Below are 26,085 nucleotides of genomic sequence, written 5' to 3'. Positions count from 1 at the left end.
TGCAATGACTGCACACAACAACAAAATTCTTGGAGAAGGCCTTACTTATGACGACGTACTTTTAGTACCCGCATTTTCTGAAGTTTTACCCCGTGAGGTTTCAATAACCACCAAATTTTCTAGAAATATTACACTTAACGTTCCAATAGTTTCTGCAGCTATGGATACCGTTACTGAAAGTGCTATGGCAATTGCTATGGCTAGAGAGGGAGGGATTGGTGTTCTTCATAAAAATATGACAATTGAGCAACAAGCTGCCGAAGTAAGAAAAGTTAAACGTGCAGAAAGCGGAATGATTATCGATCCAGTAACGCTTCATAAAGAAAATACTGTTGGAGATGCTCAAAACACAATGCGTGAGTACAGTATTGGAGGAATTCCTATCACTGATAAAGCTGGATTACTTATCGGAATAGTTACCAATCGTGATTTGCGTTTCGAAAAAGACTTAAAACGTCCGCTGTCGGAAGTTATGACTTCAGAAAATTTAGTGACAGTGGCACAAGGAACTTCATTAAAACAAGCAGAAATAATTCTTCAACAAAACAAAATTGAAAAGCTTCCCGTTGTAGATGATTCAGGAAAACTTTTAGGCTTAATCACCTTTAGAGATATCACAAAACTTACCCAAAAACCAAGTGCTAATAAAGATCAATACGGAAGACTTCGCGTTGCAGCAGCTTTAGGTGTAACTCCTGACGCAATTGATAGAGCAGAAGCTCTAGTAAATGCTCAAGTTGATGCTGTAATTATCGATACAGCTCACGGGCATACAAAAGGTGTGGTGGATGTTCTAAAAAAAGTAAAAGAAAAGTTTCCAGATTTAGATGTTGTAGTTGGAAACATAGCAACACCCGAAGCTGCATTGTACTTAGTTGAGGCAGGGGCAGACGCTGTAAAAGTTGGAATCGGGCCAGGTTCAATTTGTACTACAAGAGTAGTTGCTGGAGTTGGTTTTCCACAATTTTCAGCTGTTTTAGAAGTTGCGGCAGCTTTAAAAGGAACAGGTGTTCCTGTAATTGCAGATGGTGGAATACGTTATACAGGCGATATTCCTAAAGCATTGGCTGCAGGTGCAGATTCTGTAATGTTAGGTTCGCTACTAGCAGGTACTAAAGAATCACCAGGAGAAACAATTATCTACGAAGGAAGAAAATACAAGTCATACCGAGGAATGGGTTCAGTAGAAGCTATGAAACAAGGTAGTAAGGACCGCTACTTCCAAGATGTAGAAGATGATATTAAAAAATTAGTGCCAGAAGGAATTGTAGGACGTGTACCCTACAAAGGTGAGTTGCTAGAAAGTATGACTCAGTTTATTGGTGGTCTTCGCGCTGGTATGGGGTATTGTGGTGCAAAAGATGTTGAGTTTTTAAAAGAGAATGGAAAATTCGTTAAAATAACATCTTCAGGGGTTACGGAAAGCCATCCTCATGATGTAACTATTACTAAAGAAGCTCCTAATTATAGTAGATAATTTTTTCAACATATATAAATTAAACAATAAAAGACACTAGGGTTTTCTAGTGTCTTTTGCTTTTTAATATTATTTGGAATTACCCCCACAAGACCAAATCTACTAGCAAGAATGTTGTCAATAAAAAAAGGTGAAGTTATAAACCTCACCTTTTTAAAATTTATACGATAAAGAATTTAGTTTCCTTCGGCTTCTTCATCAGATACTGAAATGCCAAGTTCTAATAAAATTGGAACTGTAAGGTCGTAAGCTGGGTCTAGATATACTATGTCTTGCGTTGCTCTAGTTACTTGAGTATAGCCTTGTTGTTTAGCTACTTTTTCTAGCGCTTGACCTATTTTAGCGTATAACGGTTTTAAAGCTTCTTGTCGCCTTATTTCCATAAGTTTTGTTCCGTTTTGCTGAAACTTTTGAATATCGTTATCTAATGCTAGCAAAGCTGTTTGTTTTTCTTTCTTTTTTTCAGCAGAAAATGTAGCTTCATCTTTTTTATACTCTTCAAGAAGCGCTTTGTATTCGTCTATTTTTTTGTTTAAATCTACGTCTAAAGACTTTCCGTAAGTTTCCATTTCAGTTTGTACAGAAGTAAGTTCTGGCATTTTTGAAAGTATATACTCTATGTCTACAGCACCTACTTTTCCTTGTGCAAAAGTGGATAAACTAATAAAGAAAACGGCAATTTTTAAAAATTTCATCTCGTTTGTAATTAATTATTTAGAGGGCAATATTACTATAAAATTTACAAATAACCCTAAATGATGGAATTAGAGTACGCTAAAATTGTCTTAATTTAATGCATCAGGATTAACATTCATGCTTCATCGTAATACTGTCCACGAGTAGGTTTTAGTGTTTCTCTCAAAGAATGCATTAAATCTTTATCAACAACCATATATGCGGTGTGATGCATTTTTGAAAGTTCTTCTTGACCTATTATTGGATTGTTTAAGTTCTCAATCTGTGCGAATTCAGAAAGATGAATTGTGTGGTGTTTTGCTGTTTGTTCGGCGTTAGGGCCACGAAAATCCCATATAAGTTTTACTCTTTCACTCATTCATTTTTTTTTATATGTATCAAATACTTTTTATGAAATTTATAATCTAAATTTTAAGACCAATGCAAGTTAAGTGTTTTTTGTATTTATTTTAGTATTGAAGACACTATATTGCCGATAAATTCGTTTGCTTTTGGGTGTGAGTTCACATAGGTTTTTGCTATTTTCGCACATTTGTAGGCCAAAATATTTGTATAGGCATAACTTCATTTAAAACAATAATTCAATAATAATGAGAAAATTTCTTACCGTATGTCTTTTAGCTTTTTTAAGCGCTACGACAGTTTTTGCACAAAGTAAAAAAGATGAACTTCTAACGATAGATGGTTCTCCTGTTTATGTAAAAGAATTTAATCGTGTTTATAAGAAAAACTTAGACCTTGTACAGGACGAATCTCAAAAAGATGTCGATGGCTACTTGGAGTTATTTATAGATTATAAATTAAAAGTTGCTGAAGCTCGGGCACAAGGTTTAGATCAAGATCAATCTTACGTTAGAGAGCTTTCTCAATATCGCGATCAACTTTCAAGACAGTATTTAGCAAAAGATCAAATTACTGATGAATTGTCTAAAGAAGCTTACGAAAGAGGGAAAGAAGAGATTAATGCTTCTCACATTTTAATTCTTGTTGATTTTGATGCAATGCCACAAGATACGTTGGCTGCTTATAACAAATTAAAGAAGATTCGCGAGCGCGCTTTAAAGGGTGAAGATTTCACCGAACTAGCTAAAAAATATTCTGAAGAGCCTAATGCTTCAGTAAGTGGTGGAGATTTAGGTTATTTCTCTGTTTTTCAAATGGTTTATCCATTCGAAACAGAAGCATACAATACTAAAACTGGAGAGATTTCAAATATAGTTAGAACTCAGTTTGGGTATCACCTTATAAAAGTAAACAATAGAAGAGAAAGGGCTCCAAAAATTGAAGTAAGTCATATAATGATTTCCGACAAAAGAAAAGAGCGCAATTTTGATCCTCAAGAACGTATTCAGGAAATTTATAAACTTCTAGAGCAAGGGGAGTCTTTTGAGAGTTTGGCAAAACAATACTCAGACGATAGAGGTTCTGGAAATAAAGGTGGCGAATTAAAGCCTTTTACTAGAGGCGATCTTAAAGCACCAGAATTTGAAGCAGCGGCATACAAACTTAAAACTCCAGGAGAATTAAGCAAGCCTGTAAAATCTGAGTTTGGATGGCATATCATCAAATTGAGAAATATTATTCCAGAAGAAAGCTACGAAAGCCAAAAAGAAACACTCGATAAAAAAGTGGAGGGTGGCGATAGATCAAAAGTAGTATATCACGCAGTAAATAAGAAAATTAAAGATAAATATGGCTTTAAAGAAGGTGTAGATTATATGCCATTTTTTGATAATTATGTTTCAAAAGATGTCTTTAACCGAAGATGGGAAGGTGAAGAGATAAAGCCAGAAGACGATAAAGTGTTGTTTACAATTGGGGATAAAGATTTAAAGTATTCAGATTTTGCTAATTATATTTCTTATCGTCAAAAATCTACTAGAGCTTTTAAAGATAAAACTCTTTTACTGAACAGTTTATATGAAGAATTTGTGAACGTAAGTTTAACAGATTACTTTAAAGACAAATTAGAAGATGAAAATGAGGCGTATGCAGCCGTTTTAGATGAATATCGAAATGGGCTTTTGATTTTTGATGTTATGAACAAAAACATTTGGCAAAAAGCTAAAACTGATACTGTTGGTCTGCAGGAGTTTTATGATAAAACAAAAAACAATTACACTTGGAAACAACGTTTAGATGCAGAGATTTATTCGGCAACTTCTAAAAAGGTAGCTCAAGAAATTCAAGCAATGCTGAAAAGCAACAAGTCTGTTGAAGAAATAAAATCTGAAATAAATAAAAATGAAGAAGTAAAGGTATTAGCTTCAACTGGTACTTTTGAAGTTGACGCTGATGATCTGCCAAAAAATATAACCGCTAAAAAGGGTGTGTCGGATATTTACGAGAGTAACGATTCGTATATAGTGGTAAAAGTGAACGATATTTTAGCTCCTAGTATAAAGCCTTTAGATGAAGTAAAAGGTAGGGTTTTAAGTGATTATCAAAATCATTTAGAGCAGGAGTGGAATAAAACTTTACGTGCTAAGTATAAGGTTCAAGTAAATAAAAAAGCCTTAAAGCGTATTAAAAAAGAGCTTAAGTGATAAGAACAATTCTTTTTTCTCTCATATTATCATCCGTTTTCACGGGCTGCAATTACTTTGAAAAACCAACAGAGGAAAATGTTGTAGCTAGAGTTAACGACAATTACCTATATTTAAGTGAGGTTGAAAGTTTAGTTCCGGAAAACTCTTCAAAAGAGGATAGTATTTTAATTGTCAATAATTATATCAATCGTTGGGCAACGCAAAAATTGCTTATCGAACAAGCTAAAATTAATTTATCACCGGATAAGCTTCAGCAATTTGATAAATTGGTTGAGGAATATAAAAACGATTTGTTAACCGAAAGCTATAAAGGAGCTGTTGTTAGTAAACAAATAGATAGTGTGATAACCGAAGAAGATTATAGAATTTATTACGCTTCAAACATCGATAATTTTAGACTAAAAGATTTATTGGTAAAATTAAGATACATACACCTACCTCCCGAATACGATGGAGTACAAGAGGTAAAACAGAAATTATCACGCTACGATAAAAAAGATAAAAAGTCATTGACTACCGAAAATTACAGATTTGTTTCAAGTAATTTTAATGACTCGGTTTGGATTAAAAAACAAATGCTACTCAATGTTTTACCTGTTTTAAAAGGAATTAATGAGCAAGTGTTAAAAAAATCAAATTTTGTACAATTACAAGATTCTTTGGGGGTATATTTGGTGAAAATTGAAGATGTACTCAATCCCAATGATACACCACCACTACCATACATTAAACCTACTTTAAAGCAGATTATTCTCAACAAAAGAAAGCTTGAGCTTATAAAAAAGTTTGAAGCCGATATTACTAAAGACGCTATAGAAACAAAAAACTTTGAAATTTACACCAATGAATAAATTCTTATTACTATTCCTTTTATGCACACCAATGATTTACGGCCAAACAGTATTGGAGCCGGATAGCAGCGGAGTTGTAAAAAGTAACGATTCGCTTGTAGTGAGTCAAGCGCTTAAAAAAGATACAATAGTACCGTTTAAACGATTTAAAGCTGAAGGCGTTAGCGCAGTAGTAGGCGAGCACATTATTTTGGATAGCGATATTGATAAAGCTTATGTTGAAATGAAGTCGCAAGGTATGTCTGTTGAAGATGTGAGTCGTTGCCAGTTAATGGGGAAGCTAATGGAAGACAAGCTTTATGCTCATCAAGCTAAACAAGATAGTATCATGGTTGCTGATGCTGAAATTAATGGAATGATAGACCAGCAATTACAGTACATGGTTTCGGAATTAGGGAGTGAAGAAAAAGTTGCTGCGTATTACCGTAAAGACAATATTGCAGATTTAAGAAGAGAACTTTTTGAGGCAAATAAAAATATAAAATTAGCTAGCCTAATGCAGCAAAAAGTAATTGAAAAGGTTGAGATTACCCCTGAAGAGGTGCGTACATTCTTCTTTTCAATTCCAGAAGATGAGCGTCCAGTGTTTAGTGCTGAGATTGAAATTGCTCAAATAGTAGTTGAACCTGAAGTTACGCAAGAAGCAAAAGATGAAGTTATAGCTAAGTTATACGCTATGCGTGCCGATATTATCGACAACGACGCAAGTTTTTCTACTAAGGCAGTACTTTACTCTAAAGATCCAGGTTCTGCTTCAAAAGGAGGTTTGTATGAAGGGGTTAAAAGAGATTCACCTTGGGCTAAAGAATTTAAAGATCAGGCTTTTTCATTGTTAGAAGGAGAAGTAAGTGAGCCATTTGAAACCGAATTTGGATATCATATTCTTTATGTTGAAAAAATTCGAGGTCAAGAAGTAGATGTACGTCATATCTTATTATTCCCAGAAGTTTCACAAAAATCTATTGATGAAGCTCATAAAAGAATGGATGATATTAGAGCTGAAATTGAAGCCGGAGAAATCACTTTTGCTGAGGCAGCTCAGAAATATTCAGACGATAAAGAAACGCGCAACAACGGAGGTCGATTAGTAAATCCAGTTACTTTCGATACTAAATTCGATTTAACAAAAATGGACCCAACCCTTAGTGCAAAAGTGTACAACCTTGAAGAGGGTGAAGTGTCTAAAGTATTTACAGATCGTGACCGCACAGGTAAGAGTAGTTTAAAAATTCTTACAGTTACCAAGCGTTTTGAAGAGCACACTGCAGACTATACGAAAGACTACGAACGTATAAAAGAATTGGCATTACGCGAAAAGCAAATCAAGGTAATAAACAAGTGGCAGAACGAAAAGATTAAAAGTACCTATATTAGCATCAACGAAGATTACCAAGATTGTGACTTCGCAGGGGATTGGGTAAAATAATTTATGATTTTTTAATATGTCAGACGTAGCAGCCGTAAAACAACTGGTTTCAAAATACAATGCCCTTAGGCAGGAAATTAAAAAAGTAATAGTAGGTCAAGATGAAGTGGTAGAGCAAGTGTTGCTTTCCATATTTTCTGGCGGGCATGCGTTGCTTATCGGTGTTCCTGGGCTTGCAAAAACCTTGTTGGTGAATACTGTTGCTGAAGCTTTGGGGTTAAACTTTAAAAGAATACAATTTACTCCAGACTTAATGCCTAGTGATATTCTAGGTTCAGAAATCTTGGATAAAGACCGCGAATTTAAGTTTATCAAAGGTCCAATATTTGCAAATATTATTCTTGCAGACGAAATTAATAGAACGCCGCCGAAAACACAAGCAGCTCTTTTAGAAGCAATGCAAGAACGCGCTGTAACTGTGGCCGGACATCACTATAAATTAGATTTACCCTATTTTGTGCTCGCTACTCAAAACCCAATTGAACAGGAAGGAACCTATCCATTACCTGAAGCGCAATTAGACCGTTTTATGTTTGCCATTAACTTAGAATACCCTTCATTTACTGAGGAAGTAGAAGTTGTAAAGCAAACAACCGCTGGTGTACATAAAAATGTAAATGCATTGTTTACAGCTCAAGAAATTATTGATTTTCAACAACTAATTAGAAGAATTCCTGTTGCTGATAACGTTATTGAATACGCTGTAGGACTAGTTGGAAAAACGAGACCGAATAGTCCGTCAGCACCTGAAATTGTAAAGAATTATGTCGATTGGGGAGCGGGACCTAGAGCTTCACAAAACTTAATTTTAGCAGCAAAATCGAATGCTGCTTTAAATGGGAAATACTCGCCAGATATTGAAGATGTTCAGAAAGCTGCTATCGGAATCTTAAGACACCGACTCATAAAAAACTATAAAGCAGAGGCTGAGGGCTTGAGTATAGAAGAAATTATTAGAAGTTTATTCTAGTTTTTTGCCTAATTCTTTTCATTAAAATTATAGCGTGAACTTTTTCACAGTAATAATTTTAGTTGAAATAAAATCAGACACTTATTAAGTTGCTCTTTTCTTTTTTAAATTCTCATTATTAGTAGCTAAAAATTAAAGAATTGATATTTTTCAATAACTAATATTAGTTTTAAGTGAATTATTTTCATTAAAGAAGCAACTTCGTTAAATACTTTTTAAATATTCCAAATTTTTGTAAATTCGCAACAACAAAAAATACAACTATGGCTTTTGATATTGATATGATTAAAAAGGTGTACGCCCAGATGGCGGAACGTGTTGATAAAGCACGTGAAATCACGGGTAGGCCCCTTACACTTTCTGAAAAAATTCTTTATTCACATCTTTGGGATGGCACACCTAGTAAGGCTTTCCAACGTGGGAAAGATTATGTAGATTTTGCTCCAGATAGAATTGCTTGCCAGGATGCAACAGCACAAATGGCATTGTTACAATTTATGCAAGCGGGGAAAAAATCGGTTGCAGTTCCAACTACTGTTCACTGTGATCACTTAATCCAGGCAAAACAAGGTGCTGCAAAAGATTTAATGCGCGCTAACGAAACTAGTAATGAAGTTTTTGACTTCTTAGAATCTGTTTCAAATAAATATGGAATAGGTTTTTGGAGACCAGGAGCTGGAATTATTCACCAAGTAGTGCTTGAAAACTACGCTTTCCCTGGAGGGATGATGATTGGTACCGATAGCCATACTGTAAACGCAGGTGGTTTAGGAATGGTTGCAATTGGAGTTGGTGGAGCCGATGCAGTTGATGTAATGGCAGGAATGCCTTGGGAATTAAAATTCCCAAAACTTATTGGTGTTAAATTAACTGGTAAGTTAAATGGATGGACAGCCTCTAAAGACGTAATATTAAAAGTAGCTGGTATTCTAACTGTAAAAGGTGGAACAGGGGCTATAGTTGAGTATTTTGGACCTGGTGCAAAGAACCTTTCTTGTACTGGTAAAGGAACTATCTGTAATATGGGTGCCGAAATTGGAGCTACTACTTCAACATTTGGTTACGACGACTCTATGGAGCGTTTCCTACGAGCTACAGATAGAAATGAAATTGCTGATGAAGCAAACAAGATACGCGAGTATTTAACTGGAGATGATGAAGTTTACGAAAATCCAGAACAATACTTCGATCAAGTAATTGAAATTGACCTTTCTACATTACGCCCACACTTAAATGGTCCGTTTACACCAGATTTAGCTACTGAAGTTGGTGAGTTAGGTGAGAAAGCAAGAAAAAATGATTGGCCTCTTAAAGTTGATTGGGGATTAATCGGTTCTTGTACAAACTCTTCATATGAAGATTTATCTAGAGCTGCATCTATCGCACAACAAGCAATCGATAAAAAATTAAAGTCGAAAAGTGACTTCGGTATCAATCCTGGTTCTGAACAAATACGTTACACCGCAGAGCGTGATGGTTTACTAGATGTTTTTGAAAATCTTGATGCTACTATCTTTACAAACGCTTGTGGACCATGTATTGGACAATGGGATAGAAGTGATAGAAAAGGAGAAGAAAAGAATACAATTGTGCACTCTTTTAATAGAAACTTCTCAAAGCGTGCAGATGGTAATCCAAATACACATGCCTTTGTAGGTTCACCAGAAATGGTTGCAGCAATTGCAATTTCAGGTCGTTTAGACTTCGACCCTATGAACGATACGCTTATTAATGAAGATGGAGAAGAGGTTAAATTAGACGAGCCAGTAGGTCTTGAATTACCTCCTAAAGGTTTTGCGGTTGACGATAATGGATATTTAGCGCCAACTGAAGACGGTAGTACTGTTGAGGTAAAAGTTGCAACGGATAGCGAGCGCCTTCAATTGTTAGAGCCATTCGTGCCAATTCAAGATTCTGAATTACAAGGTGTAAAACTGTTGATAAAAGCATTCGGAAAATGTACTACCGACCATATTTCTATGGCAGGACCTTGGTTGCGTTACCGTGGGCACTTAGATAATATTTCGAACAATACATTAATCGGTGCTGTAAACGCTTTTAACAAGAAAACTAACTTCGTTAAAAATCAGTTGACTGAGGAATACGGTGGTGTACCAGATGTACAGCGTCAATACAAGGCGCAAGGAATTAAAACTATTGTTGTGGGTGACCATAACTACGGTGAAGGTTCTTCACGTGAGCACGCAGCCATGCAGCCTAGATTCTTAGGTGTTGCAGCTGTTTTAGTAAAATCATTTGCTAGAATACACGAAACAAACTTGAAAAAACAAGGTATGCTTGGATTGACATTTGCTAATGAAGCAGATTACGATCTAATTCAAGAAGATGATACTTTCAACTTTGTGGATATTGCAGACTTTGCTCCTAATAAACCATTGACAATTGAAGTTGTTCATAAGGATGGAAGTAAAGATGTTATTATGGCAAACCATACTTACAACGATGCTCAAATTAAGTGGTACCGTGAAGGTTCAGCTTTAAATTTGATTAAAAAGCAAAACGCTTAAAAATCATTGTTTTCAATATACAAACCTAACAGGTTTCATTACCTGTTAGGTTTTTTTTATACCTTAGAAATATGATAGGTTTTTTAAAAAAGCACTGGAGCAATATTCTATTCGTTGGATTATTTGTTTTACTTATTATCCCGCAAACGAGAATGCCAATACAAGTTTTTGTACAACGATTAATATCATTTTCGCCATCTGAAAAAGCCGAATCTAAACGAGAAACATTAACCGATTACAATTGGAGTTTACAGCCACTCAATTCTGAAGCAATCAATTTCTCACAATCAAAAGGAAAGGTCACAATAGTAAACCTTTGGGCTACTTGGTGTCCACCTTGTGTCGCAGAAATGCCTTCTTTTCAAAAACTATTCAACAGTTATGGAGACAAAGTAGATTTCTATTTCGTTACTTCAGAAACTTCAGAAAAGATTGAGAAATTTATAGATAAAAACGGTTATAATTTGCCGATATATATTCAAAAATATAAAGCACCAACGCAGTTAGAATCCAATGTGCTTCCTACTACTTATGTAATGTCTAAAACAGGTGAAATAGTTATAGATGAAACGGGTGTAGCCGATTGGAATAGCAAGAAAATGAGAGCCCTTTTAGATAAACTTCTGTCGGAATAGATATAAAGATTAAGTTTACTATTTTGTAATTTCTTTCGTTTTTGAAGGGTATTTCTCTTTAAATTTTTCCATTAATACAAATATTGTAAGCAACATGCTAAGAGCGTAGACACTATCTTCAATTGGAACAGTTCCTATTCGAATTCCTAAGTTTTCAGCATCATTATACCAAACCACTTGTTCGTTTATCCAACTTCCAGTTAAGAAACCATTTACTATAAAAAATGGAATTAAAAGCACCAAAAACACTGGGAAGAATATCTTTAAAGCACTTCGCATATAGTTGAAGACTAAACCTAGTAAAACCACAGCATAAGCGAAATTAATAGCGGTATACCAACGATCGAAATTGTAAAGAAGAATTACAATAAAAATGGTTTGCAGCGTGTAATATACTAATTTTGTAAGCTTATTGGAAAATGCAAACTTAGGCCATAAATCTTTAAAAGCATATATGGTGAATAGGCAAGCGTAGGGTATGCAAATAAAAAACAGCCATTCTTCAATGGGGAGATTTATTAATCGATGTCCTGAAAGGTAGGTGTCATTAAAGCCCCAAAAACCATTTTGAGTAAAAATGATATCCCAAGAAACAAAAAAAGCCATCATTATGAATGTGGCGGGAAAAAAATATTTCCACAATTTGTAGAACTTCAATTTTGGGTGAAAACTGAAAATAAATGGAATGCTTAAGGAAGCTAAATCCAATACAAAATAAAGGTGCCACATAATTTATTTCTTGAAATATTTTAAGGGTGGTAGTAACATTCCGAAACACTCTCCATCTTCTTTTCCCAGGTGTTTATGGTGCATTTTATGCGCTCTTCTAATGCCTCTAGTATACCAATTATTTGCATTTCTAAATAACTTAAAGCGCTGGTGGATAAAGATATCGTGAACAAAAAAATAGGCGAGGCCGTAAGCAAATATTCCTAACCCAATTGGTAGTCCGGCCCAGAAGCCATAATAACTCCACCCAATAAAACAACTTATGCTTACTAAAGCATAGAATAGAAAAAAATAATCATTGCGTTCCCACCAGCTGTCGTGATCTTTTTTGTGGTGATCTTTGTGTAACTTCCATAAAAATCCGTGCATAACATATTTATGAGTGAACCACGCCATAAATTCCATTATGCAGAAAGTAGCAATGAAAATTATTATCCAAAGAACTGTATCCATTTTTCTATTTACTGTTTTATGTATTAGGAATCTTGTTTAGAGATAATATCACCTCACCAAATTTAATTGATATTTCACATAGCTCCTCATCAAAAGCCCAATCTTTTCAGTATTTGGGATTCGAATCCGAGTGTTTTTAATTTCTAAGGCTGGAGTTTTTTGAAGTTTTTTTAATAACCTTTTATAGTATCTATACGCAATAAAAACTCCGAGTTTCGCTTCATTTGGAAGGTGTAATATTCCCTGATATCCTTTGTCGAAATTATCAGTTATTTCACTAATTATATCTTGCTTTGAAATTTCATCTAACGAATCCAAATTTGCATTTGGAAAATAAGTTCGTTGTAGATTTTCGTGGTCTTCTTTTAAATCTCTGAGGAAATTTACCTTTTGAAAAGCTGAACCCAAATACATTGCTGCATCTTTTAGAGCTTCGTACTTATTAGTATTTCCTTTCACAAACACCTTTAAGCACATTAACCCAACAACATCGGCAGAACCATAAATATAGTTATTAAATTCTTCTGGAGTGGTGTAAACCTGTTTAGTCAAGTCTAATCGCATACTGGCCATAAAGGTGTCTATTAACTCTCTTTCAATGTTGTATTTGTAAACGGTATGTTGAAATGAATTTAATATTGGATTTAGACTAATGCGATCTTCCAAAGCTTCATTTAATGCAGTTTCAAAACGGTTAAAAAGTAATTCCTTGTTGTAATCGTGAAACGAATCTACAATCTCATCGGCGAAGCGAACAAACCCGTAGATGTTGTAGATATCTTGACGAATAGATGGAGCTAACATTCGTGTAGCTAACGAAAAAGATGTGCTGTAAGTTTCAGTAACCTTTTTGCTGCAGGATTTAGATACTATGTCGAAAAGCTCTTTCACTTTTTTATTGATTTTTCAATTAATCCTGCTGCCAATTTTCCTGAAATTAAAGCTGGTGGTACTCCGGGACCTGGAACAGTAAGTTGTCCTGTGAAAAATAAATTCTTCACTTTACTACTCTTTAAATTCGGTCTTAAAAATGCAGTTTGCAAAAGCGTATTTGCAAGTCCGTATGCATTTCCTTTATAACTATTATAATCTGAAATAAAGTCGTTTACACAAAATGACTCTTTAAATATAACTGATTTTGTGATAGATTGATTCGTAACAGTTTCAAATCTTTTTATTATTTTTTCAAAATACACTTCTCTTATTTCGAGATTATCTTCCAAACCAGGGGCTAGAGGTATAAGAAAAATCCCTAATTCCTTTCCTTTAGGCGCAACACTCTCATCTGTTTTTGAAGGGAAACTAGCGTAAAATAAAGGTTCCTTAGGCCATTTGGGGTGGTCGTAAATTTCTTCAGAATGTTTTTTAAAATCTACGTCGAAAAACAAAGTGTGATGATTTACATTTTGAATCTTTTTATCAAATCCTACATAGAAAAGTAAGGCAGAAGGAGCAAAAGTTTTCTTTTTCCAATAACTGTCAGAATATTGACGGTATTTAGTGGGTAGTAAGCTTTCCGTATGATGATAATCTGCACCGCTTAATATAAAATTAGCATTTACTAGATTTCCATTTATTATAATAGATGTGGCTTTGCCATCTTCAATATTTATCTTTTCAACGTTTTGATTTGTTTTAATTGTAACACCAAGATCTTCTGTAAGTTTCTGAATTCCTTTTACTACAGAATACATCCCTCCCTTTGGATGAAATGTACCTAGACCAAAATCGGCATAATTCATAAAGCTGTAAAAAGACGGTGTATTTGACGGCTTAGCACCTAAAAATAAAACTGGAAATTCCAATATAGAAATTAGTTTAGGATTGGTAAATTCTTTCCTAACGTCTTTACTGATGGTGCTAAAAAACTGTCCAACTTTTTTTATGGTGGCAGTATTTACGAGTTCTAAAGGTGAAACTCCAGGTCGATAAACCAAATCTTTTATGGCTATATTGTAATTATCTTGGGCTTGTGCAATAAACTTTTTTAGCTTCGTTGAGCTGCCTACCTCTTCATTCTCAAATGCAACACAAATTTTATCTAAAGTATCTTCAATGCTTATAGAATCGTTTTTTCCGAAAAAAACGCGATAGGCAGGATTGAGTTTCTCTAATTGGTAATATTCTGCAGGAGACTTCCCGAAATCGGAAAAAAATCGTTCAAACACATCAGGCATCCAGTACCAAGTGGGACCCATATCGAACTTAAACCCATTCTTGTTTAATTGCCTAGCGCGGCCCCCAATACTTGAATTTTTTTCATATATGGTTACACTATATCCCGCTTTAGCTAAATAGCAAGAAGCAGCTAGTGATGAAAACCCAGAACCAATGATTATTACAGATTTGCTCATTTTGTTTAACAAATGTACAAAATAATTAAACAGTATAATGTCAAAAAAATCACTAATTAAAAGTTTTCATTCCAAATAATTCTTATTTGCACAGCAATTTTTTATAGTGAGCGGGTGGTGAGGTATTGTGAGAACTTTAGAGTGTAAAATATTTATAAAGTTGTTTCAATATGTTGGGTAAATAATTCCAAGCTATTAAAAACGCGAATATTATTATTTGGGTTTGCTATCTGATCAACCCTTTTACCTAAAATCCAAAGTTCACAAGGTTTTATATGGCTAACTTTCTCTTGAAATTCACCAATATAATTCTCTACTTGGTCTGTCTCTGGTTGTACTGTAAAATACGTCAAGAAAACGATTTCAGATTGGGTTTTTACAACGTGATTTAAACTATCAATGGGTACGTTTGCTCCTAAATATATAGTGTGATAACCCGCAGATAAAAGTTCATAATTAGCGTATAGTAGCCCAATATCGTGAATTTCTTTTAGCGGTAAATACAATACAAAGATTTTATTTTCTTTCCCTGTAGAAGCATCTTTTACAAGATTGTATTGTTGGATAATTAAATGGCGTATTTTTTCTGAAATAAAATGTTCATGCGAAGGGTCAATAGTTCCAGAATGCCAAAGAACTCCTGTTTCATTTAATAAAGGAACAAATACTTCTAAAAACACTTCTCGAAACGACTTTTGTTCTATTAATTTCATAAAAGTAGTATCAAAAAGCTCACTATCGAACTCGAACATAGCTGTCTTTAAAACATTACAAGCATATTCGGTGTTTAGTTCGTGGATATTCTTTTTAACTAACTTCTGAAGCTCAGTTTTATTAAGACTTGCTAAGGTTGAAATTTTATGACCTTCATTATATAAATATACAATGTTGAGAAGCTTTTTTAAACTTTCCAGATCGTACTTCCTTATGTTGGTATCGGTGCGATTAGGCTCAAGAAGATTATATCGTTTTTCCCAAATCCTTATCGTATGGGCTTTAACGTTTGAAAGATTTTCAAGATCTTTTATGCCGAATTGAGTTTTAACCACAAAAATTAAATAATTAATATTTCAAGGGTGAAATTACTAAAAAGAAAGAAAGTTTGTTTAAAAATTTGAATTTATCTTTAAACAATTCGATACGTATATTGATTAAATATACATTAAAATTTGTACCCGGAATGGGACTTGAACCCACACGTCCATAAGACACATGGCCCTCAACCATGCCTGTCTACCAATTCCAGCACCCGGGTGGATGTTGCTATAAGCTGCTAGCTTTCTCGAACAGAGCGCAAATATAATATTTTATAAAATTAAAGCTAAAGCCTTCAAAGTTTATTTGGATAATTTTTCTTGTTTTATTTTTAATATGAAGCTTAATATGATTTTAGTCATTATTAGACTCGTTAATTAAGGTTATATTTGATATAATAAGTAACAAATTTGTGATATTATGACTATAAACATTCAATTCATAAAAATGCCAACTAGTGAGGCAATGTCTGATTATGTTAAACAAAGACTGAATAAACTAGGTGATAAATACGACTGGATTATTCGTGCAGATGTAAGTTTTAAAATGGAAAATAACGTCTATGGAAAAGGTAACATTTGTGAAATTGAGTTAAGTCTGCCTGGACCTAAAATATTTGCAACTTCAACCGAATCAACTTTTGAAGCAGCAGCTAAAGAAACAATCTCAGATTTAGAAAGACAACTTAAAAAACGTAAAGCAAAATTTTCAACCCACTAAAAACATAAAGATGAAAAAAATATTAGTCCCTGTAGATTTCTCGAAATACTCAGATTACGCCATGGAGGTGGCTGCTGGAATTGCTAAAAAACAAAACGCTGAAATTATTGCCTTGCATATGATGGGGCTTAGTGATGCGGTAGTAACAAAAAACGAATCGAGAGAGGTTTTTGAGGCAATGTACTATATGAGGCTTGCTGAAACAAAGTTTGCAGAACTTTTGGATAAAGATTACTTAGAAGGTGTTAAAGTAACCGATACAGTTCATAATTATACAATCTTTAGTGAAATAAATGACGTTGCTAAAGAAATGAACATAGATCTTATAGTAATGGGATCTCACGGAAGCTCTGGTTTAAAAGAAGTCTTTGTAGGTAGTAATACCGAGAAAGTGGTTCGCACTTCAGAAATTCCGGTTTTAGTGATAAAACACAGACACGAAAAATTTAATCCGAAGTTAGGGGTATTCGCCTGTGATTTTTTAGAGAATTCAGTTGGACCTTATAAACGTGCAAAAGAGGTTTTTGAAATTTTCGGAATAGATATGCAAATGGTATATATAAACCTAGCTGGAGATTTTCGTAGTACAAGAGAAATTGAAAAAAGAATTTTAGATTTTTTCAAATCTGCTGGAGAAGCCAACCCTTTGGAAAGCTTAAACAGTGTGGCTCACTACAACGAATATTCTGTAGAAGCAGGAATTTTTGGTTACAGCCAAATAGTTAATGCAGATATTATTTCTTTACCCACACAGGGTAGACAAGGCTTAGCACACTTTTTCTCAGGAAGTATAGGGGAAGATGTAGTAAACCACTCAGATTTGCCAGTTATGACATTTAAAGTTTAGTTAGTTGCTATCGACATCAATTAACTATAAAAAGCAGAAATTCAATTGGTGAATTTCTGCTTTCTTTTTTTTACTAAACGGTGTTTAACGCTATGTCAATCATTTTAGAAAAACTTCCTTCTCGATCTTCAGAAGTCGTAGTCTCACCAGTTACTAGGGAGTCTGAAATAGTTAGAATAGACAAAGCTTTTACATTATATTTTGCCGCAATGGTATAGAGCCCTGCAGTTTCCATTTCCACGCAAAGCACCCCGTATTCAGCCCATTTTTTATAATCTTCCACATTGTCTTCGTAGAACAGATCGGTTGTAAGAATATTTCCAGCTTTTATAGAAATATTATTTTCTTTAGCATAAGACACAGCTTTCATAAACAAATTGAAATCGGCAGTAGGAGCGAAATCGGAGTTTGAAAACCGTGATTTATTGATGCCAGAATTGGATGATGCTGCCATTGCAATTACTATATCGCGAACATTAATATCTTTTTTATAGCTACCTGCCGAACCTACTCTAAGTAAGTTTTTAACGCCGTAGTCTTTTATAAGTTCGTGACAATAAATTAAGGCTGACGGAACTCCCATTCCTGTACCTTGCACCGAAATACGCTTTCCCTTATATGTGCCAGTATAACCATACATTCCGCGTACCTCGTTATAGCATTTAGCGTCTTTTAAATACGTTTCGGCTATCCATTTTGCGCGTAAAGGGTCGCCAGGGAGAAGAACAGATTCTGCAATTTCGCCTATTTTGGCTTCAATATGTGTGCTCATTTGTACTTGTATTGCTTGATGTAACAATTCGAATTCCGGAAGAAGTTCCTATTCTACTCACGCCTAGATCGATGTATTTTTTTGCTGTTTTTGCGTCTCTAATGCCCCCAGAAGCTTTTACTTTTAATGTATCACCAACAGTTTCAACCATTAGTTTCACGGCCTCCTCGGTCGCGCCGCCAGTGCCAAACCCTGTGGATGTTTTTACAAAATCTGCTCCGGCTGCTTTTGAAATTTTACAAGCGGTAATTATCTCGCTATTGGATAAATAACAAGTCTCAAGAATTACTTTTAAAATTTTACCTCCAATTGCCTGTTTTATATCTGAAATTTCTTTTTCAACAGCATCAAACATTTCAGATTTTAAAAATCCTAAATTAAGCACCATGTCAATTTCATCGGCACCTTTTTTTACACCTTGTTCTGCTTCAAATAATTTTGAATTGGCAGAATTAGCTCCCAAAGGAAAACCAACAACTACAGCAATTTTTACGTCGCTATTCTTAAGTTCGTTTTTTACCAGTGAAATATAGCAGCTATTCACACAAACAGCGTAAAAGTTATACTCCTTAGCTTCATTACAAAGTTTGATGATATCATCTTTTGTAGCTGTGGCTTTAAGAAGAGTATGGTCTATATATTGATTTAATTCCATCAGTTTTTATGCTGATTGATAATTGCAATTAATTCATCTTTTTGCAAAACACCACTCTGTCGCCATTTTTGCTCTCCATTACGGAATAAAATCATGGTAGGAACACCTTTCACTTGAAATTGTGCTGCAAGTGGTTGGTTTTTGTCAACGTCTATCTTTACGATTTTTACAGAATCACCCAGTTCATCTTTCACTTGTTTTAAAATAGGAGCTAACATTTTACAAGGTCCACACCAATCAGCAAAGAAATCAACAAGAACAGGTGTTCCGGAATTAATGATATCTTTAAAATTACTTTTCATAGAATTTTTTTAGGATTAAATTTGCCAAATAGTATTAGTATTTGGCTGTGCGTTAATACGATTTATATTTAAACGATAATTTAATATTTGAAGGCTAAAGTATCAAGTTTTGTTCGCTAAATTATAACATTAAAAGGTTCTTTTTATGCTTTCTAAGCACTGGTTTCAGCATTTCTAAGGGTATTTTAATAGAATACGTCCCAGTGTATGAAGGGCAGATTATGCAGTCGTCAAAATAGTATTCGACAACCATATCGTTTATTACAAAATTGTTTTTAGCATTGAAAAAATCGTCGTCTGAAATTGTCCAACAATCGTAATACATTTCGCCCGATTGAATCTTTTCTTTTAAAAATTCGTTTAAAATTTCCTGAACTTCTTCTTCCGTTCCGTCGTTAAAAAAATCTTCAAATTTTAAGAAAACTCCGCGCTCTAAATCAAAGTTCAAAGTCTCAAAGGTATAAGCAGCATGGGCTGCACCCGTGTAGTGATTTTCTTTATAGAAAAGTACACTTATTATTCTATCGTTAAGATTATAGATTTTGTAGTCTACACTTCGCAGCTCATTTTGTCTTGGAATTCCCAATGAATCACACAAGCGCTTTTCGTCTAAAATTTGCTTTTCTATTTCTTTAATGTCTAAATAATTATCCGTAATATACTGATTGAAGTTCTCAAATTGTGGTTTAATTTTTTCATTCAAATAAGGGTATTTAAAATCTAATGTAAACCATTCATCTTTTTTTAAAAATGACTTAGAAACTAGTAATGTCTCTAATTCTTCTTTTTGATCCTTTTTTTCAAGTAGTTCTTTTCTTTTAATATCTAGAGTTTGCTCCTTCAACTTCAAATCCTTATCTGATACACTGAAGGAATCAGCGTTTTTTTCAATTGGTTGTGCGTCTTCACTTTCAATTTTTACTTTATTAGTGTCGTTTTTACACGCAAGAAGTGAAAGAAAGACAAGGATTGGAAGAAGGTTTTTCATTTTAATTTTGGTTTGATTTATAAAAATAATGAAAGATTTATATTGTAGAGAAAAAAGTAAGAATAATTAAGAGTTATTCCTCAAGTAGCAACTTTAATTTGGCAAGCATTACAAGTTCGCTTTTGTTTTTACCTGAAAAAGAACTGGCAATGACATCAGCAGTTTTCCAAATTAGTTTTTTTCGCTCTTCAGTAAAGAGTTTTGAATTTTCCTTTTTATAATCGGCAAAACTGTCGAAACAGTCGTTTGCATCAAGCTGTTCATAGTCGAACCAATCAAATACAATTTCAATTTGGTGTGCAGCGGCTTCTTGTAATGAATTTTTATCGTTATCAATGTGTTTCCACTTATTTAGCACCATTTTTTTAAGAATTTCATATTCTTCTTTGCGCACAACCTTATCAGCAGCTGCAATTGCGTAAAAGAGTTCTCCCATTTTCTGGTAAAAAAGCAATTGTGGTTTATCCATAATACCCATAATTCTGTGGTTATAAAGTGTGTAAATCTAGTTTTAATTCATTTTAATTTTAATGATATAAATCAGTTAAGGGAAACTGATAAAATTCTTTACTTTTGTAAGGAATGAAAGTATTTGACGAAAAAAAAGGTAACATTTTTAAAATTCTTTCTGAAGCTATTTCAGAAGGGATTGTTATTGTTAACGACAAACATGAAATTGTAACCTCTAATGATGCGGGTGATAGAATGTTTGGATACGAACACGGTGAACTAATTGGTAAAAACCTTAGTGTTTTAATACCTCAGGAATATAGGAGTAATCATCATGTTCAGGTTAATGAGTTTATGGAAAATAGCGACCCGAGACAAATGGGTCATGGTCGTGATTTATATGGTAAAAGAAAAGATGGCAGCACCTTTCCTGTTGAAGCTGGACTAAATCCATTTGAAGTTTATGGCAGCAAATATGTAATGGCTTTGGTTACAGATATTTCTGTTAGAAAACAACAGGAGTTGCAAATTAGAGAGCTCAATAATGAATTAGAATTGAAAATTGAAAAGCGAACACAAGCTTTAAAAGAAAGTATTATAGAACTCGAAAAAGAAGTAGTAAAAAGGAAAGATGCCGAGGATAAAATTAAAGAGTCTTTAAGAAAAGAACGAGAATTAGGTGAGCTTAAAACAAAGTTTTTATCCTTAGTTTCACACGAATTTAAAACCCCGTTAAGTGGAATCCTCACGTCTGCAACATTGGTAGAGAAATACAAAGAGACTAGCCAACAAGACAAAAGAGAGAAACACTTAAAAACCATTCAAAATAAAGTAAAGTATCTAAATAATATCCTCAACGACTTCTTATCTATTGAACGTCTAGAATCTGGGAGGGAAACTTATAAGTACAGTACTTTTCCATTAAGTAAAGTAGTTAATGAAGTGATCTATAATGCTAATATGCTTTTAAAGGAAGGTCAGCAAATTAACTACCCAAAAAACATTGACGGCATACAGGTTTATTTTGACGAAAAAATTTTAGAATTATCGTTAACTAACCTTATTAATAACGCCATAAAATATTCCCCAGAAAACACAAGTATCGATGTAATTGTTCTGCCTCAGAAGGACGCTATGAGTATAAAAATTATCGATCAAGGGATTGGTATTCCTGCAAAAGAGCAGAAATTTATTTTCAACAGATATTTTAGAGCTGAAAATGCTTTATTGAATCAAGGAACTGGCATTGGTTTAAATATTGTTAAAAGTCATCTAAACAATATAGGTGGTACTATAATCTTCGAAAGTGAAGAAAATAAAGGAAGTGCATTTACTATTACCTTCCCAAGTAAAATTCCAAAAAGTTAATATGAAGAAAATACTTCTAATTGAAGACGATACAGCACTAAGGGAAAATACAGCCGAGCTTTTAGAGCTATCAGATTATAACGTAATTACTGCGGCAAATGGCAGATTAGGGATTGAACAAGCTTTCAAGGAATTACCCGATATTGTAGTTTGTGATATTATGATGCCTGAAATTGACGGTTACGGCGTGTTAGAGGCATTAGCTTCAAATGAAAAAACCACACATATACCTTTTATATTTCTTACTGCTAAAACCGAGCACAAAGAAATAAGAAAAGGAATGGATATGGGAGCAGATGATTACCTTACTAAACCATTTGATGAAGCGGATTTAATTAGTGCTATAGAAAGTAGATTGGCGAAATCTGCCATCTTATCTATGCGTTCAATTAACGCAGGCATCAATGTAGATGTAGTTGAAGATGAGGACGCCCCAAGGAATTTAAATCAGCTAAAAAATTATTTTTGCGATGAGGGTACCATTGCCAATTATAAAAAAGGTGAAACTATTTATCGTGCTGGTGATCACTCAAATAACATTTTTTTATTGACCAGAGGAGTTGTAAAAACGCATACCATGGACGATAATGTGAAAGAGCTTATTACTGGATTATACAAAGCCGACGATTTTTTAGGATTTACCTCGTTTGAAGATAATCTACCTTATGCCGAGTTTGCTACAGCGGTAGAAGATGTAGAACTGGTTAGTTTATCCAAAACTTATCTAAAAGACATTTTAATAAAAAGTAAGGATGTTACTTTAGAATTAATGAATCTTCTTAGCGATAATTTAACCGAGATAAAGCAGCAACTTATAAGGATGGCCTATAGTTCGGTTAGGAAGAAAACTGCAGCTACTATCATTCAATTTGCTGAAATTATGAATAAAAACACTTCAGCGCCCTTGCGAATTTCGCGTAATGATTTAGCTGCAACTGCAGGAATAGCAACAGAAAGTTTAATTAGAACGCTATCTGAATTCAAGAAAAACGGAATTATTGAAATCGAAGGGCGTGATATTCACATTGTAGACCTAGACAGGTTAAAGTTTATAGAATAACACAATTACCTCCTTCAAAACTGATTTTTATCATTTCTAATATCAAAGCTTACGGATAACTTTGCCTGTGAGACTTTGGTAAAATGAAAAATATTTTAATTCCTACAGATTTTTCTAAAAATTCGCATAATGCAATTCGTTATGCGCTAGATTACTTTGCTGATATTCCAGTCAATTTTTATTTACTTCATGTAGCTTCAATTGAAATACAAGAACCAAATGGAGAGGGGGATGGTTTCACAAAATCTATCGCTAATGTAACTACACTTCAAAACGCTTCCTCCAAACTTAAATCGCTAATTAACACCTGTAAAACATCCAGATTAAACGCTCAGCATAAGTTCTATGCAATAGAAGACGACTTAAACTTAGTAGAAGCTATTCGCAAGCAGGTAATTGCGAAAGAAATAGATTATATTTTAATGGGAACCAGAGGAATGTCTGTTTCTAATTTAAAAAGGCTAGGAAGTAATACCTGTGAAGTTATTACAAAGGTTAAATGTTCAATAATGGTTATACCTGGTAATGCTAGATTTAGAAAAATAAGCAATATTGCCTTTATAACCGATTATAACAATATATTTAGAAGTAAAATATTTTCGACACTTTCCGATAATCTGGAACTGCATAATTCAGCACTTCGGGTGCTTAATATAAGAACACATAATTTAGGACTTAATAGCGAGCAAACCGACAATAAAGGTTTTTTACACTATTCTTTTAGAGAAAAGAAACACAGTTTTCATTTTGTAGAAAATAAGGAACTAGAAACAGGGCTTAAAAATTTTATCGAAACTTGGGATATAAGTATGGTTTCCATTGTAGCTAAAAACTTAAATTTTATAGAGCGTTTGTTATTAAGGCCCGTGGCTAAATTAGTGAGTTATGAGCCAAATGTTCCGTTTTTAGTGATTCACGAATAGTTGATATTTATGAGCATCTATAATTTAAAAAAGAGCTTGATAGGTTTTTAAAACAATAGTTTTAAAGTTTGTCTTCTTCTTTTTTTATAGGATGATCCTCATAAAAATCTTTAAATTTTTTATCTGTAGTGTAATAATCAGACAAAACGCTATAGACCGAATATATCAATAATACTTCACCTATAACAGTGAGGAAAAAAATATAATCGAATGAGAATCCTAAGGCTGCAAATATTGCAACTGTCGTCAATACTAAAGTAGTTATTACCAAATATGAAATAACAGAGAGTTTCATAACATTTTTATTTTAAAGTTACGAAAATCGAAACCTAATGTTTCATAATGAAACCTTAAATATCAAGTGTTTAGCTGATACTTATCATATTTATTTCAGTAAGAAAAACGTATATTTACTTTTAAACCTCTAAATACTTTCTAATGCACAAAATTTTAATTCCTGTCGATTTTTCTAATAACTCCATGAATGCTGCTAAATATGCTGCCGAGCTTTTTAAGCACGGTCATTCTGAAATTTATCTTATACACGCGTTTGCAGATAGAGTGTATAATGAAAAAATAAATTTGCCAGATGCCGATTTTGACAATTTAAAGGCAAAGACACTCAGTGATGTAGAAGAGAAATTAGCTAAAATGAAAAAGGAACTTTTCGCTTACTCACCAAATCCAAAACATAAAATTTTTACAGTTGCTGAATTTGGCTTATTGGTGGATACGGTAAATGAATGGGTGGAAAGTAAAAATGCTGATATTGTCGTGATGGGAACACAAGGGGAAACCGACGATAAAAATATCACTTTTGGTAGTAATACACTTCAAGTTATTAAATACGTGAAATGTCCTGTTTTGGCTATTCCAGAAATCTATACCGATGTTCATCCAAAAAACATCTTGTTTCCATCAGATTTTATGATTCCTTTTAAAAGAAGAGAATTAAAGCTATTAGGGTCACTAGCTAAATGCTTTGCTTCCAAAATTAACTTTTTGTACGTATCTAAATTTAATAACTTGTCTTTAAGGCAACATGATAATAAAGCCTTTATGGAAGCTTGTTTAAGTGAAAATCAGATAGATTTTGTTCAAAAGGATAAAAAGAATGTAACTAAAGCAGTTAATAAATTTATTATAGAAAACCCTATTGATATGCTAGTTATGGTGAATACACGGCATTCTTATTTAGAAAATATCTTGTACAAGTCAACTATAGAAAAAATAGGTTTAAAAATTGATATTCCATTTTTAGTACTTCAAAACTTACCGCGTTAGTAAAAAATTTTAACCGATCATTTATCTAATTATTCTTTGCTATCTATGGAATTTTGAATAATTTATACTACCAAAACCACATAGACTCTAAAGCTTCATTTTAAATAAATTGAAGCTTAAACCACTAATTTTTAGTCCATGAAAAAAATAATTGTCCCTACAGATTTTTCTGATAATGCATTTGCAGCATTGCATTATGCTTCAAAACTTTACGGTGATGAGTCGTTGTGTATAGTAGTTTTACATTCCTATAGTTCGCAGAGTAGAAATAATAATAATCTTGCAGGGCTAAGTGTTAAAACAGAAAACGTCAAAATAAATCCTGAAGAAGAAAGTAAAAAATTGCTTCAAAAAATTAAACTAAGCACCCCGAAGCAAAGGCATAATTACGAATTTATTTTAACCCCAGAATCTTTGTCGAGTACCATCAATAAAATGGCTAAGGAAGATGAAGTAAGCCTTGTTGTGATGGGAGATAAAGGGCGAACTAGTGCAGAAGATGTATTAGTAGGGAGTACAACAATAAAAGTTTTAAAATCGCTAGAAAACTGTCCTTTACTTATTGTTCCCAATCACGTAAAGTTTGTAGTTCCTTTAAAGATTGGTTTTGCTAGCGATTACAATGAGTTTTTTAGTTTTTCAAAATTTAAACCAATCACAAGGCTTGTTAGACAGTTCAATTCGCAAATTCACATTATTAATGTAGGTTCGGAAAAAGAACTTGACAAAACACAAAAAGAAAACTATAACAAGTTTTTGGTAGACTTAACTGAATACGATGTAGATTTTCACTTTGTACCGAAAAAGGGAAATATTTCTAATACCTTACATTCTATTGTAGAAAAAGAGGATATAGATCTATTTACAATCATACATCATAAACATAATTTTATAAAACAACTTTTCCGTGAGCCAGTTGTAAACCGGATTGGAAAACACGATTATGTTCCACTTCTAGTAATTCCATCAAAGATTAAATAAAATATTGTAAATTAAAAGTTTAAATAAACAGA

27 protein-coding genes and 1 tRNA gene are annotated in these 26,085 nt (G+C 33.5%); 14 read left to right on the top strand and 14 right to left on the bottom strand.

Annotation, left to right across the window (positions count from 1 at the left end):
- The first annotated feature begins 4 nt into the window (after positions 1 to 4).
- Positions 5 to 1,477 carry an IMP dehydrogenase gene (guaB, locus tag K8344_RS12335; protein ID WP_237608993.1) on the top strand — a complete coding sequence of 491 codons (1,473 nt, stop codon included), beginning with the start codon at positions 5 to 7 and terminating at the stop codon, positions 1,475 to 1,477.
- A 176-nt stretch (positions 1,478 to 1,653) separates the two neighbouring features.
- On the opposite strand, the gene K8344_RS12330 is transcribed toward guaB, so the two are convergent.
- Both K8344_RS12330 and K8344_RS12325 read right to left on the bottom strand, forming a co-directional pair.
- Positions 1,654 to 2,172: an OmpH/Skp family outer membrane protein gene (locus tag K8344_RS12330; protein WP_237608992.1), complete on the bottom strand. Its 519-nt coding sequence runs from the start codon at positions 2,170 to 2,172 to the stop codon at positions 1,654 to 1,656.
- 116 nt (positions 2,173 to 2,288) lie between these two features.
- Positions 2,289 to 2,531 carry a hypothetical protein gene (locus tag K8344_RS12325; protein ID WP_237608991.1) on the bottom strand — a complete coding sequence of 81 codons (243 nt, stop codon included), beginning with the start codon at positions 2,529 to 2,531 and terminating at the stop codon, positions 2,289 to 2,291.
- Positions 2,532 to 2,763: 232 nt separating this feature from the next.
- On the opposite strand from K8344_RS12325, the gene K8344_RS12320 reads away from it, so the two are divergent.
- From K8344_RS12320 to K8344_RS12295, 6 genes are all read left to right on the top strand, one after another.
- Entirely contained in the window at positions 2,764 to 4,719 is a 1,956-nt protein-coding gene (locus tag K8344_RS12320) for a peptidylprolyl isomerase (RefSeq protein ID WP_237608990.1), read from the top strand.
- Positions 4,716 to 5,573 carry a peptidyl-prolyl cis-trans isomerase gene (locus tag K8344_RS12315; RefSeq protein WP_237608989.1) on the top strand — a complete coding sequence of 286 codons (858 nt, stop codon included), beginning with the start codon at positions 4,716 to 4,718 and terminating at the stop codon, positions 5,571 to 5,573. Before K8344_RS12320 ends, K8344_RS12315 begins: the two co-directional genes overlap by 4 nt.
- Positions 5,566 to 6,999, top strand: coding sequence for a peptidylprolyl isomerase (locus K8344_RS12310; protein WP_237608988.1), 1,434 nt, complete (start codon positions 5,566 to 5,568; stop codon positions 6,997 to 6,999). The genes K8344_RS12315 and K8344_RS12310 overlap by 8 nt, the downstream gene beginning before the upstream one ends.
- A 16-nt stretch (positions 7,000 to 7,015) precedes the next feature.
- Positions 7,016 to 7,969, top strand: coding sequence for an AAA family ATPase (locus K8344_RS12305; protein WP_237608987.1), 954 nt, complete (start codon positions 7,016 to 7,018; stop codon positions 7,967 to 7,969).
- A 263-nt stretch (positions 7,970 to 8,232) separates the two neighbouring features.
- A complete protein-coding gene (locus K8344_RS12300; protein WP_237608986.1) occupies positions 8,233 to 10,497 on the top strand; it encodes an aconitate hydratase in 2,265 nt (754 codons plus the stop codon).
- A gap of 71 nt (positions 10,498 to 10,568) precedes the next feature.
- Complete coding sequence (locus K8344_RS12295) at positions 10,569 to 11,132, top strand: TlpA family protein disulfide reductase (protein WP_237608985.1); 564 nt, start codon at positions 10,569 to 10,571, stop codon at positions 11,130 to 11,132.
- 18 nt (positions 11,133 to 11,150) lie between these two features.
- Here K8344_RS12295 and K8344_RS12290 read toward each other — a convergent pair whose 3' ends face one another.
- From K8344_RS12290 to K8344_RS12265, 6 genes are all read right to left on the bottom strand, one after another.
- Positions 11,151 to 11,861, bottom strand: coding sequence for a lycopene cyclase domain-containing protein (locus K8344_RS12290; protein WP_237608984.1), 711 nt, complete (start codon positions 11,859 to 11,861; stop codon positions 11,151 to 11,153).
- 3 nt (positions 11,862 to 11,864) lie between these two features.
- Entirely contained in the window at positions 11,865 to 12,314 is a 450-nt protein-coding gene (locus K8344_RS12285; protein WP_237608983.1) for a sterol desaturase family protein, read from the bottom strand.
- 48 nt (positions 12,315 to 12,362) lie between these two features.
- Positions 12,363 to 13,205 carry a phytoene/squalene synthase family protein gene (locus K8344_RS12280; protein WP_237608982.1) on the bottom strand — a complete coding sequence of 281 codons (843 nt, stop codon included), beginning with the start codon at positions 13,203 to 13,205 and terminating at the stop codon, positions 12,363 to 12,365.
- Positions 13,202 to 14,668 carry a phytoene desaturase family protein gene (locus K8344_RS12275; protein WP_237608981.1) on the bottom strand — a complete coding sequence of 489 codons (1,467 nt, stop codon included), beginning with the start codon at positions 14,666 to 14,668 and terminating at the stop codon, positions 13,202 to 13,204. The genes K8344_RS12280 and K8344_RS12275 overlap by 4 nt, the downstream gene beginning before the upstream one ends.
- Before the next feature lie 152 nt (positions 14,669 to 14,820).
- Entirely contained in the window at positions 14,821 to 15,717 is an 897-nt protein-coding gene (locus K8344_RS12270; protein ID WP_237608980.1) for a MerR family transcriptional regulator, read from the bottom strand.
- Between the two features lie 123 nt (positions 15,718 to 15,840).
- Positions 15,841 to 15,923, bottom strand: a tRNA-Leu gene (locus K8344_RS12265).
- A gap of 200 nt (positions 15,924 to 16,123) precedes the next feature.
- On the opposite strand from K8344_RS12265, the gene hpf reads away from it, so the two are divergent.
- Both hpf and K8344_RS12255 read left to right on the top strand, forming a co-directional pair.
- Positions 16,124 to 16,423 carry a ribosome hibernation-promoting factor, HPF/YfiA family gene (hpf, locus tag K8344_RS12260; RefSeq protein ID WP_237608979.1) on the top strand — a complete coding sequence of 100 codons (300 nt, stop codon included), beginning with the start codon at positions 16,124 to 16,126 and terminating at the stop codon, positions 16,421 to 16,423.
- Between the two features lie 10 nt (positions 16,424 to 16,433).
- Positions 16,434 to 17,270: a universal stress protein gene (locus K8344_RS12255; RefSeq protein ID WP_237608978.1), complete on the top strand. Its 837-nt coding sequence runs from the start codon at positions 16,434 to 16,436 to the stop codon at positions 17,268 to 17,270.
- A gap of 73 nt (positions 17,271 to 17,343) precedes the next feature.
- On the opposite strand, the gene deoD is transcribed toward K8344_RS12255, so the two are convergent.
- The 5 genes from deoD to K8344_RS12230 form a co-directional block, all read right to left on the bottom strand.
- Positions 17,344 to 18,042, bottom strand: a complete 699-nt coding sequence (gene deoD, locus K8344_RS12250) for a purine-nucleoside phosphorylase (protein WP_237608977.1) — start codon at positions 18,040 to 18,042, stop codon at positions 17,344 to 17,346.
- Positions 18,026 to 18,697, bottom strand: a complete 672-nt coding sequence (deoC, locus tag K8344_RS12245) for a deoxyribose-phosphate aldolase (RefSeq protein WP_237608976.1) — start codon at positions 18,695 to 18,697, stop codon at positions 18,026 to 18,028. The genes deoD and deoC overlap by 17 nt, the downstream gene beginning before the upstream one ends.
- Positions 18,697 to 18,999, bottom strand: coding sequence for a thioredoxin (gene trxA / locus K8344_RS12240; protein WP_237608975.1), 303 nt, complete (start codon positions 18,997 to 18,999; stop codon positions 18,697 to 18,699). Before trxA ends, deoC begins: the two co-directional genes overlap by 1 nt.
- A gap of 121 nt (positions 19,000 to 19,120) precedes the next feature.
- Complete coding sequence (locus K8344_RS12235; RefSeq protein WP_237608974.1) at positions 19,121 to 19,987, bottom strand: DUF3298 and DUF4163 domain-containing protein; 867 nt, start codon at positions 19,985 to 19,987, stop codon at positions 19,121 to 19,123.
- 73 nt (positions 19,988 to 20,060) lie between these two features.
- A complete protein-coding gene (locus tag K8344_RS12230) occupies positions 20,061 to 20,456 on the bottom strand; it encodes a hypothetical protein (protein WP_237608973.1) in 396 nt (131 codons plus the stop codon).
- 113 nt (positions 20,457 to 20,569) lie between these two features.
- Here K8344_RS12230 and K8344_RS12225 point away from each other — a divergent pair, with 113 nt between their 5' ends.
- The 3 genes from K8344_RS12225 (at position 20,570) to K8344_RS12215 (ending at position 23,788) form a co-directional block, all read left to right on the top strand.
- Entirely contained in the window at positions 20,570 to 21,805 is a 1,236-nt protein-coding gene (locus K8344_RS12225) for a PAS domain-containing sensor histidine kinase (protein WP_237608972.1), read from the top strand.
- A 1-nt stretch (position 21,806) separates the two neighbouring features.
- Positions 21,807 to 22,865 (top strand): response regulator, encoded by a 1,059-nt coding sequence (locus K8344_RS12220; RefSeq protein ID WP_237608971.1) that lies wholly within the window; start codon positions 21,807 to 21,809, stop codon positions 22,863 to 22,865.
- An 83-nt stretch (positions 22,866 to 22,948) separates the two neighbouring features.
- Positions 22,949 to 23,788 (top strand): universal stress protein, encoded by an 840-nt coding sequence (locus K8344_RS12215; protein WP_237608970.1) that lies wholly within the window; start codon positions 22,949 to 22,951, stop codon positions 23,786 to 23,788.
- Between the two features lie 61 nt (positions 23,789 to 23,849).
- On the opposite strand, the gene K8344_RS12210 is transcribed toward K8344_RS12215, so the two are convergent.
- A complete protein-coding gene (locus tag K8344_RS12210; RefSeq protein ID WP_237608969.1) occupies positions 23,850 to 24,083 on the bottom strand; it encodes a hypothetical protein in 234 nt (77 codons plus the stop codon).
- Positions 24,084 to 24,226: 143 nt separating this feature from the next.
- On the opposite strand from K8344_RS12210, the gene K8344_RS12205 reads away from it, so the two are divergent.
- The gene (locus tag K8344_RS12205) at positions 24,227 to 25,072 is read left to right on the top strand and encodes a universal stress protein (RefSeq protein ID WP_237608968.1); all 846 of its coding nucleotides are present in this window, start codon (positions 24,227 to 24,229) and stop codon (positions 25,070 to 25,072) included.
- 138 nt (positions 25,073 to 25,210) lie between these two features.
- Positions 25,211 to 26,053 carry a universal stress protein gene (locus K8344_RS12200; RefSeq protein WP_237608967.1) on the top strand — a complete coding sequence of 281 codons (843 nt, stop codon included), beginning with the start codon at positions 25,211 to 25,213 and terminating at the stop codon, positions 26,051 to 26,053.
- Positions 26,054 to 26,085: the final 32 nt, after the last annotated feature.

The sequence above is a fragment of the Aequorivita xiaoshiensis genome (assembly GCF_022008395.1).
GTDB lineage: Bacteria > Bacteroidota > Bacteroidia > Flavobacteriales > Flavobacteriaceae > Aequorivita > Aequorivita xiaoshiensis.
Note: the sequence above shows the minus strand (reverse complement) of the source record. Positions and strands in the feature narration are given on the sequence as shown.

Bases quoted from the DNA above. Each gene is read 5' to 3' on its own strand.
- guaB (WP_237608993.1), top strand. From the start codon at position 5: ATGACTGCACACAACAACAAAATTCTTGGAGAAGGCCTTACTTATGAC.
- K8344_RS12330 (WP_237608992.1), bottom strand. From the start codon at position 2,172: ATGAAATTTTTAAAAATTGCCGTTTTCTTTATTAGTTTATCCACTTTT.
- K8344_RS12325 (WP_237608991.1), bottom strand. From the start codon at position 2,531: ATGAGTGAAAGAGTAAAACTTATATGGGATTTTCGTGGCCCTAACGCC.
- K8344_RS12320 (WP_237608990.1), top strand. From the start codon at position 2,764: ATGAGAAAATTTCTTACCGTATGTCTTTTAGCTTTTTTAAGCGCTACG.
- K8344_RS12310 (WP_237608988.1), top strand. From the start codon at position 5,566: ATGAATAAATTCTTATTACTATTCCTTTTATGCACACCAATGATTTAC.
- K8344_RS12305 (WP_237608987.1), top strand. From the start codon at position 7,016: ATGTCAGACGTAGCAGCCGTAAAACAACTGGTTTCAAAATACAATGCC.
- K8344_RS12300 (WP_237608986.1), top strand. From the start codon at position 8,233: ATGGCTTTTGATATTGATATGATTAAAAAGGTGTACGCCCAGATGGCG.
- K8344_RS12295 (WP_237608985.1), top strand. From the start codon at position 10,569: ATGATAGGTTTTTTAAAAAAGCACTGGAGCAATATTCTATTCGTTGGA.
- K8344_RS12290 (WP_237608984.1), bottom strand. From the start codon at position 11,861: ATGTGGCACCTTTATTTTGTATTGGATTTAGCTTCCTTAAGCATTCCA.
- K8344_RS12285 (WP_237608983.1), bottom strand. From the start codon at position 12,314: ATGGATACAGTTCTTTGGATAATAATTTTCATTGCTACTTTCTGCATA.
- K8344_RS12275 (WP_237608981.1), bottom strand. From the start codon at position 14,668: ATGAGCAAATCTGTAATAATCATTGGTTCTGGGTTTTCATCACTAGCT.
- hpf (WP_237608979.1), top strand. From the start codon at position 16,124: ATGACTATAAACATTCAATTCATAAAAATGCCAACTAGTGAGGCAATG.
- K8344_RS12255 (WP_237608978.1), top strand. From the start codon at position 16,434: ATGAAAAAAATATTAGTCCCTGTAGATTTCTCGAAATACTCAGATTAC.
- deoD (WP_237608977.1), bottom strand. From the start codon at position 18,042: ATGAGCACACATATTGAAGCCAAAATAGGCGAAATTGCAGAATCTGTT.
- deoC (WP_237608976.1), bottom strand. From the start codon at position 18,697: ATGGAATTAAATCAATATATAGACCATACTCTTCTTAAAGCCACAGCT.
- trxA (WP_237608975.1), bottom strand. From the start codon at position 18,999: ATGAAAAGTAATTTTAAAGATATCATTAATTCCGGAACACCTGTTCTT.
- K8344_RS12235 (WP_237608974.1), bottom strand. From the start codon at position 19,987: ATGAAAAACCTTCTTCCAATCCTTGTCTTTCTTTCACTTCTTGCGTGT.
- K8344_RS12230 (WP_237608973.1), bottom strand. From the start codon at position 20,456: ATGGATAAACCACAATTGCTTTTTTACCAGAAAATGGGAGAACTCTTT.
- K8344_RS12225 (WP_237608972.1), top strand. From the start codon at position 20,570: ATGAAAGTATTTGACGAAAAAAAAGGTAACATTTTTAAAATTCTTTCT.
- K8344_RS12220 (WP_237608971.1), top strand. From the start codon at position 21,807: ATGAAGAAAATACTTCTAATTGAAGACGATACAGCACTAAGGGAAAAT.
- K8344_RS12215 (WP_237608970.1), top strand. From the start codon at position 22,949: ATGAAAAATATTTTAATTCCTACAGATTTTTCTAAAAATTCGCATAAT.
- K8344_RS12210 (WP_237608969.1), bottom strand. From the start codon at position 24,083: ATGAAACTCTCTGTTATTTCATATTTGGTAATAACTACTTTAGTATTG.
- K8344_RS12205 (WP_237608968.1), top strand. From the start codon at position 24,227: ATGCACAAAATTTTAATTCCTGTCGATTTTTCTAATAACTCCATGAAT.
- K8344_RS12200 (WP_237608967.1), top strand. From the start codon at position 25,211: ATGAAAAAAATAATTGTCCCTACAGATTTTTCTGATAATGCATTTGCA.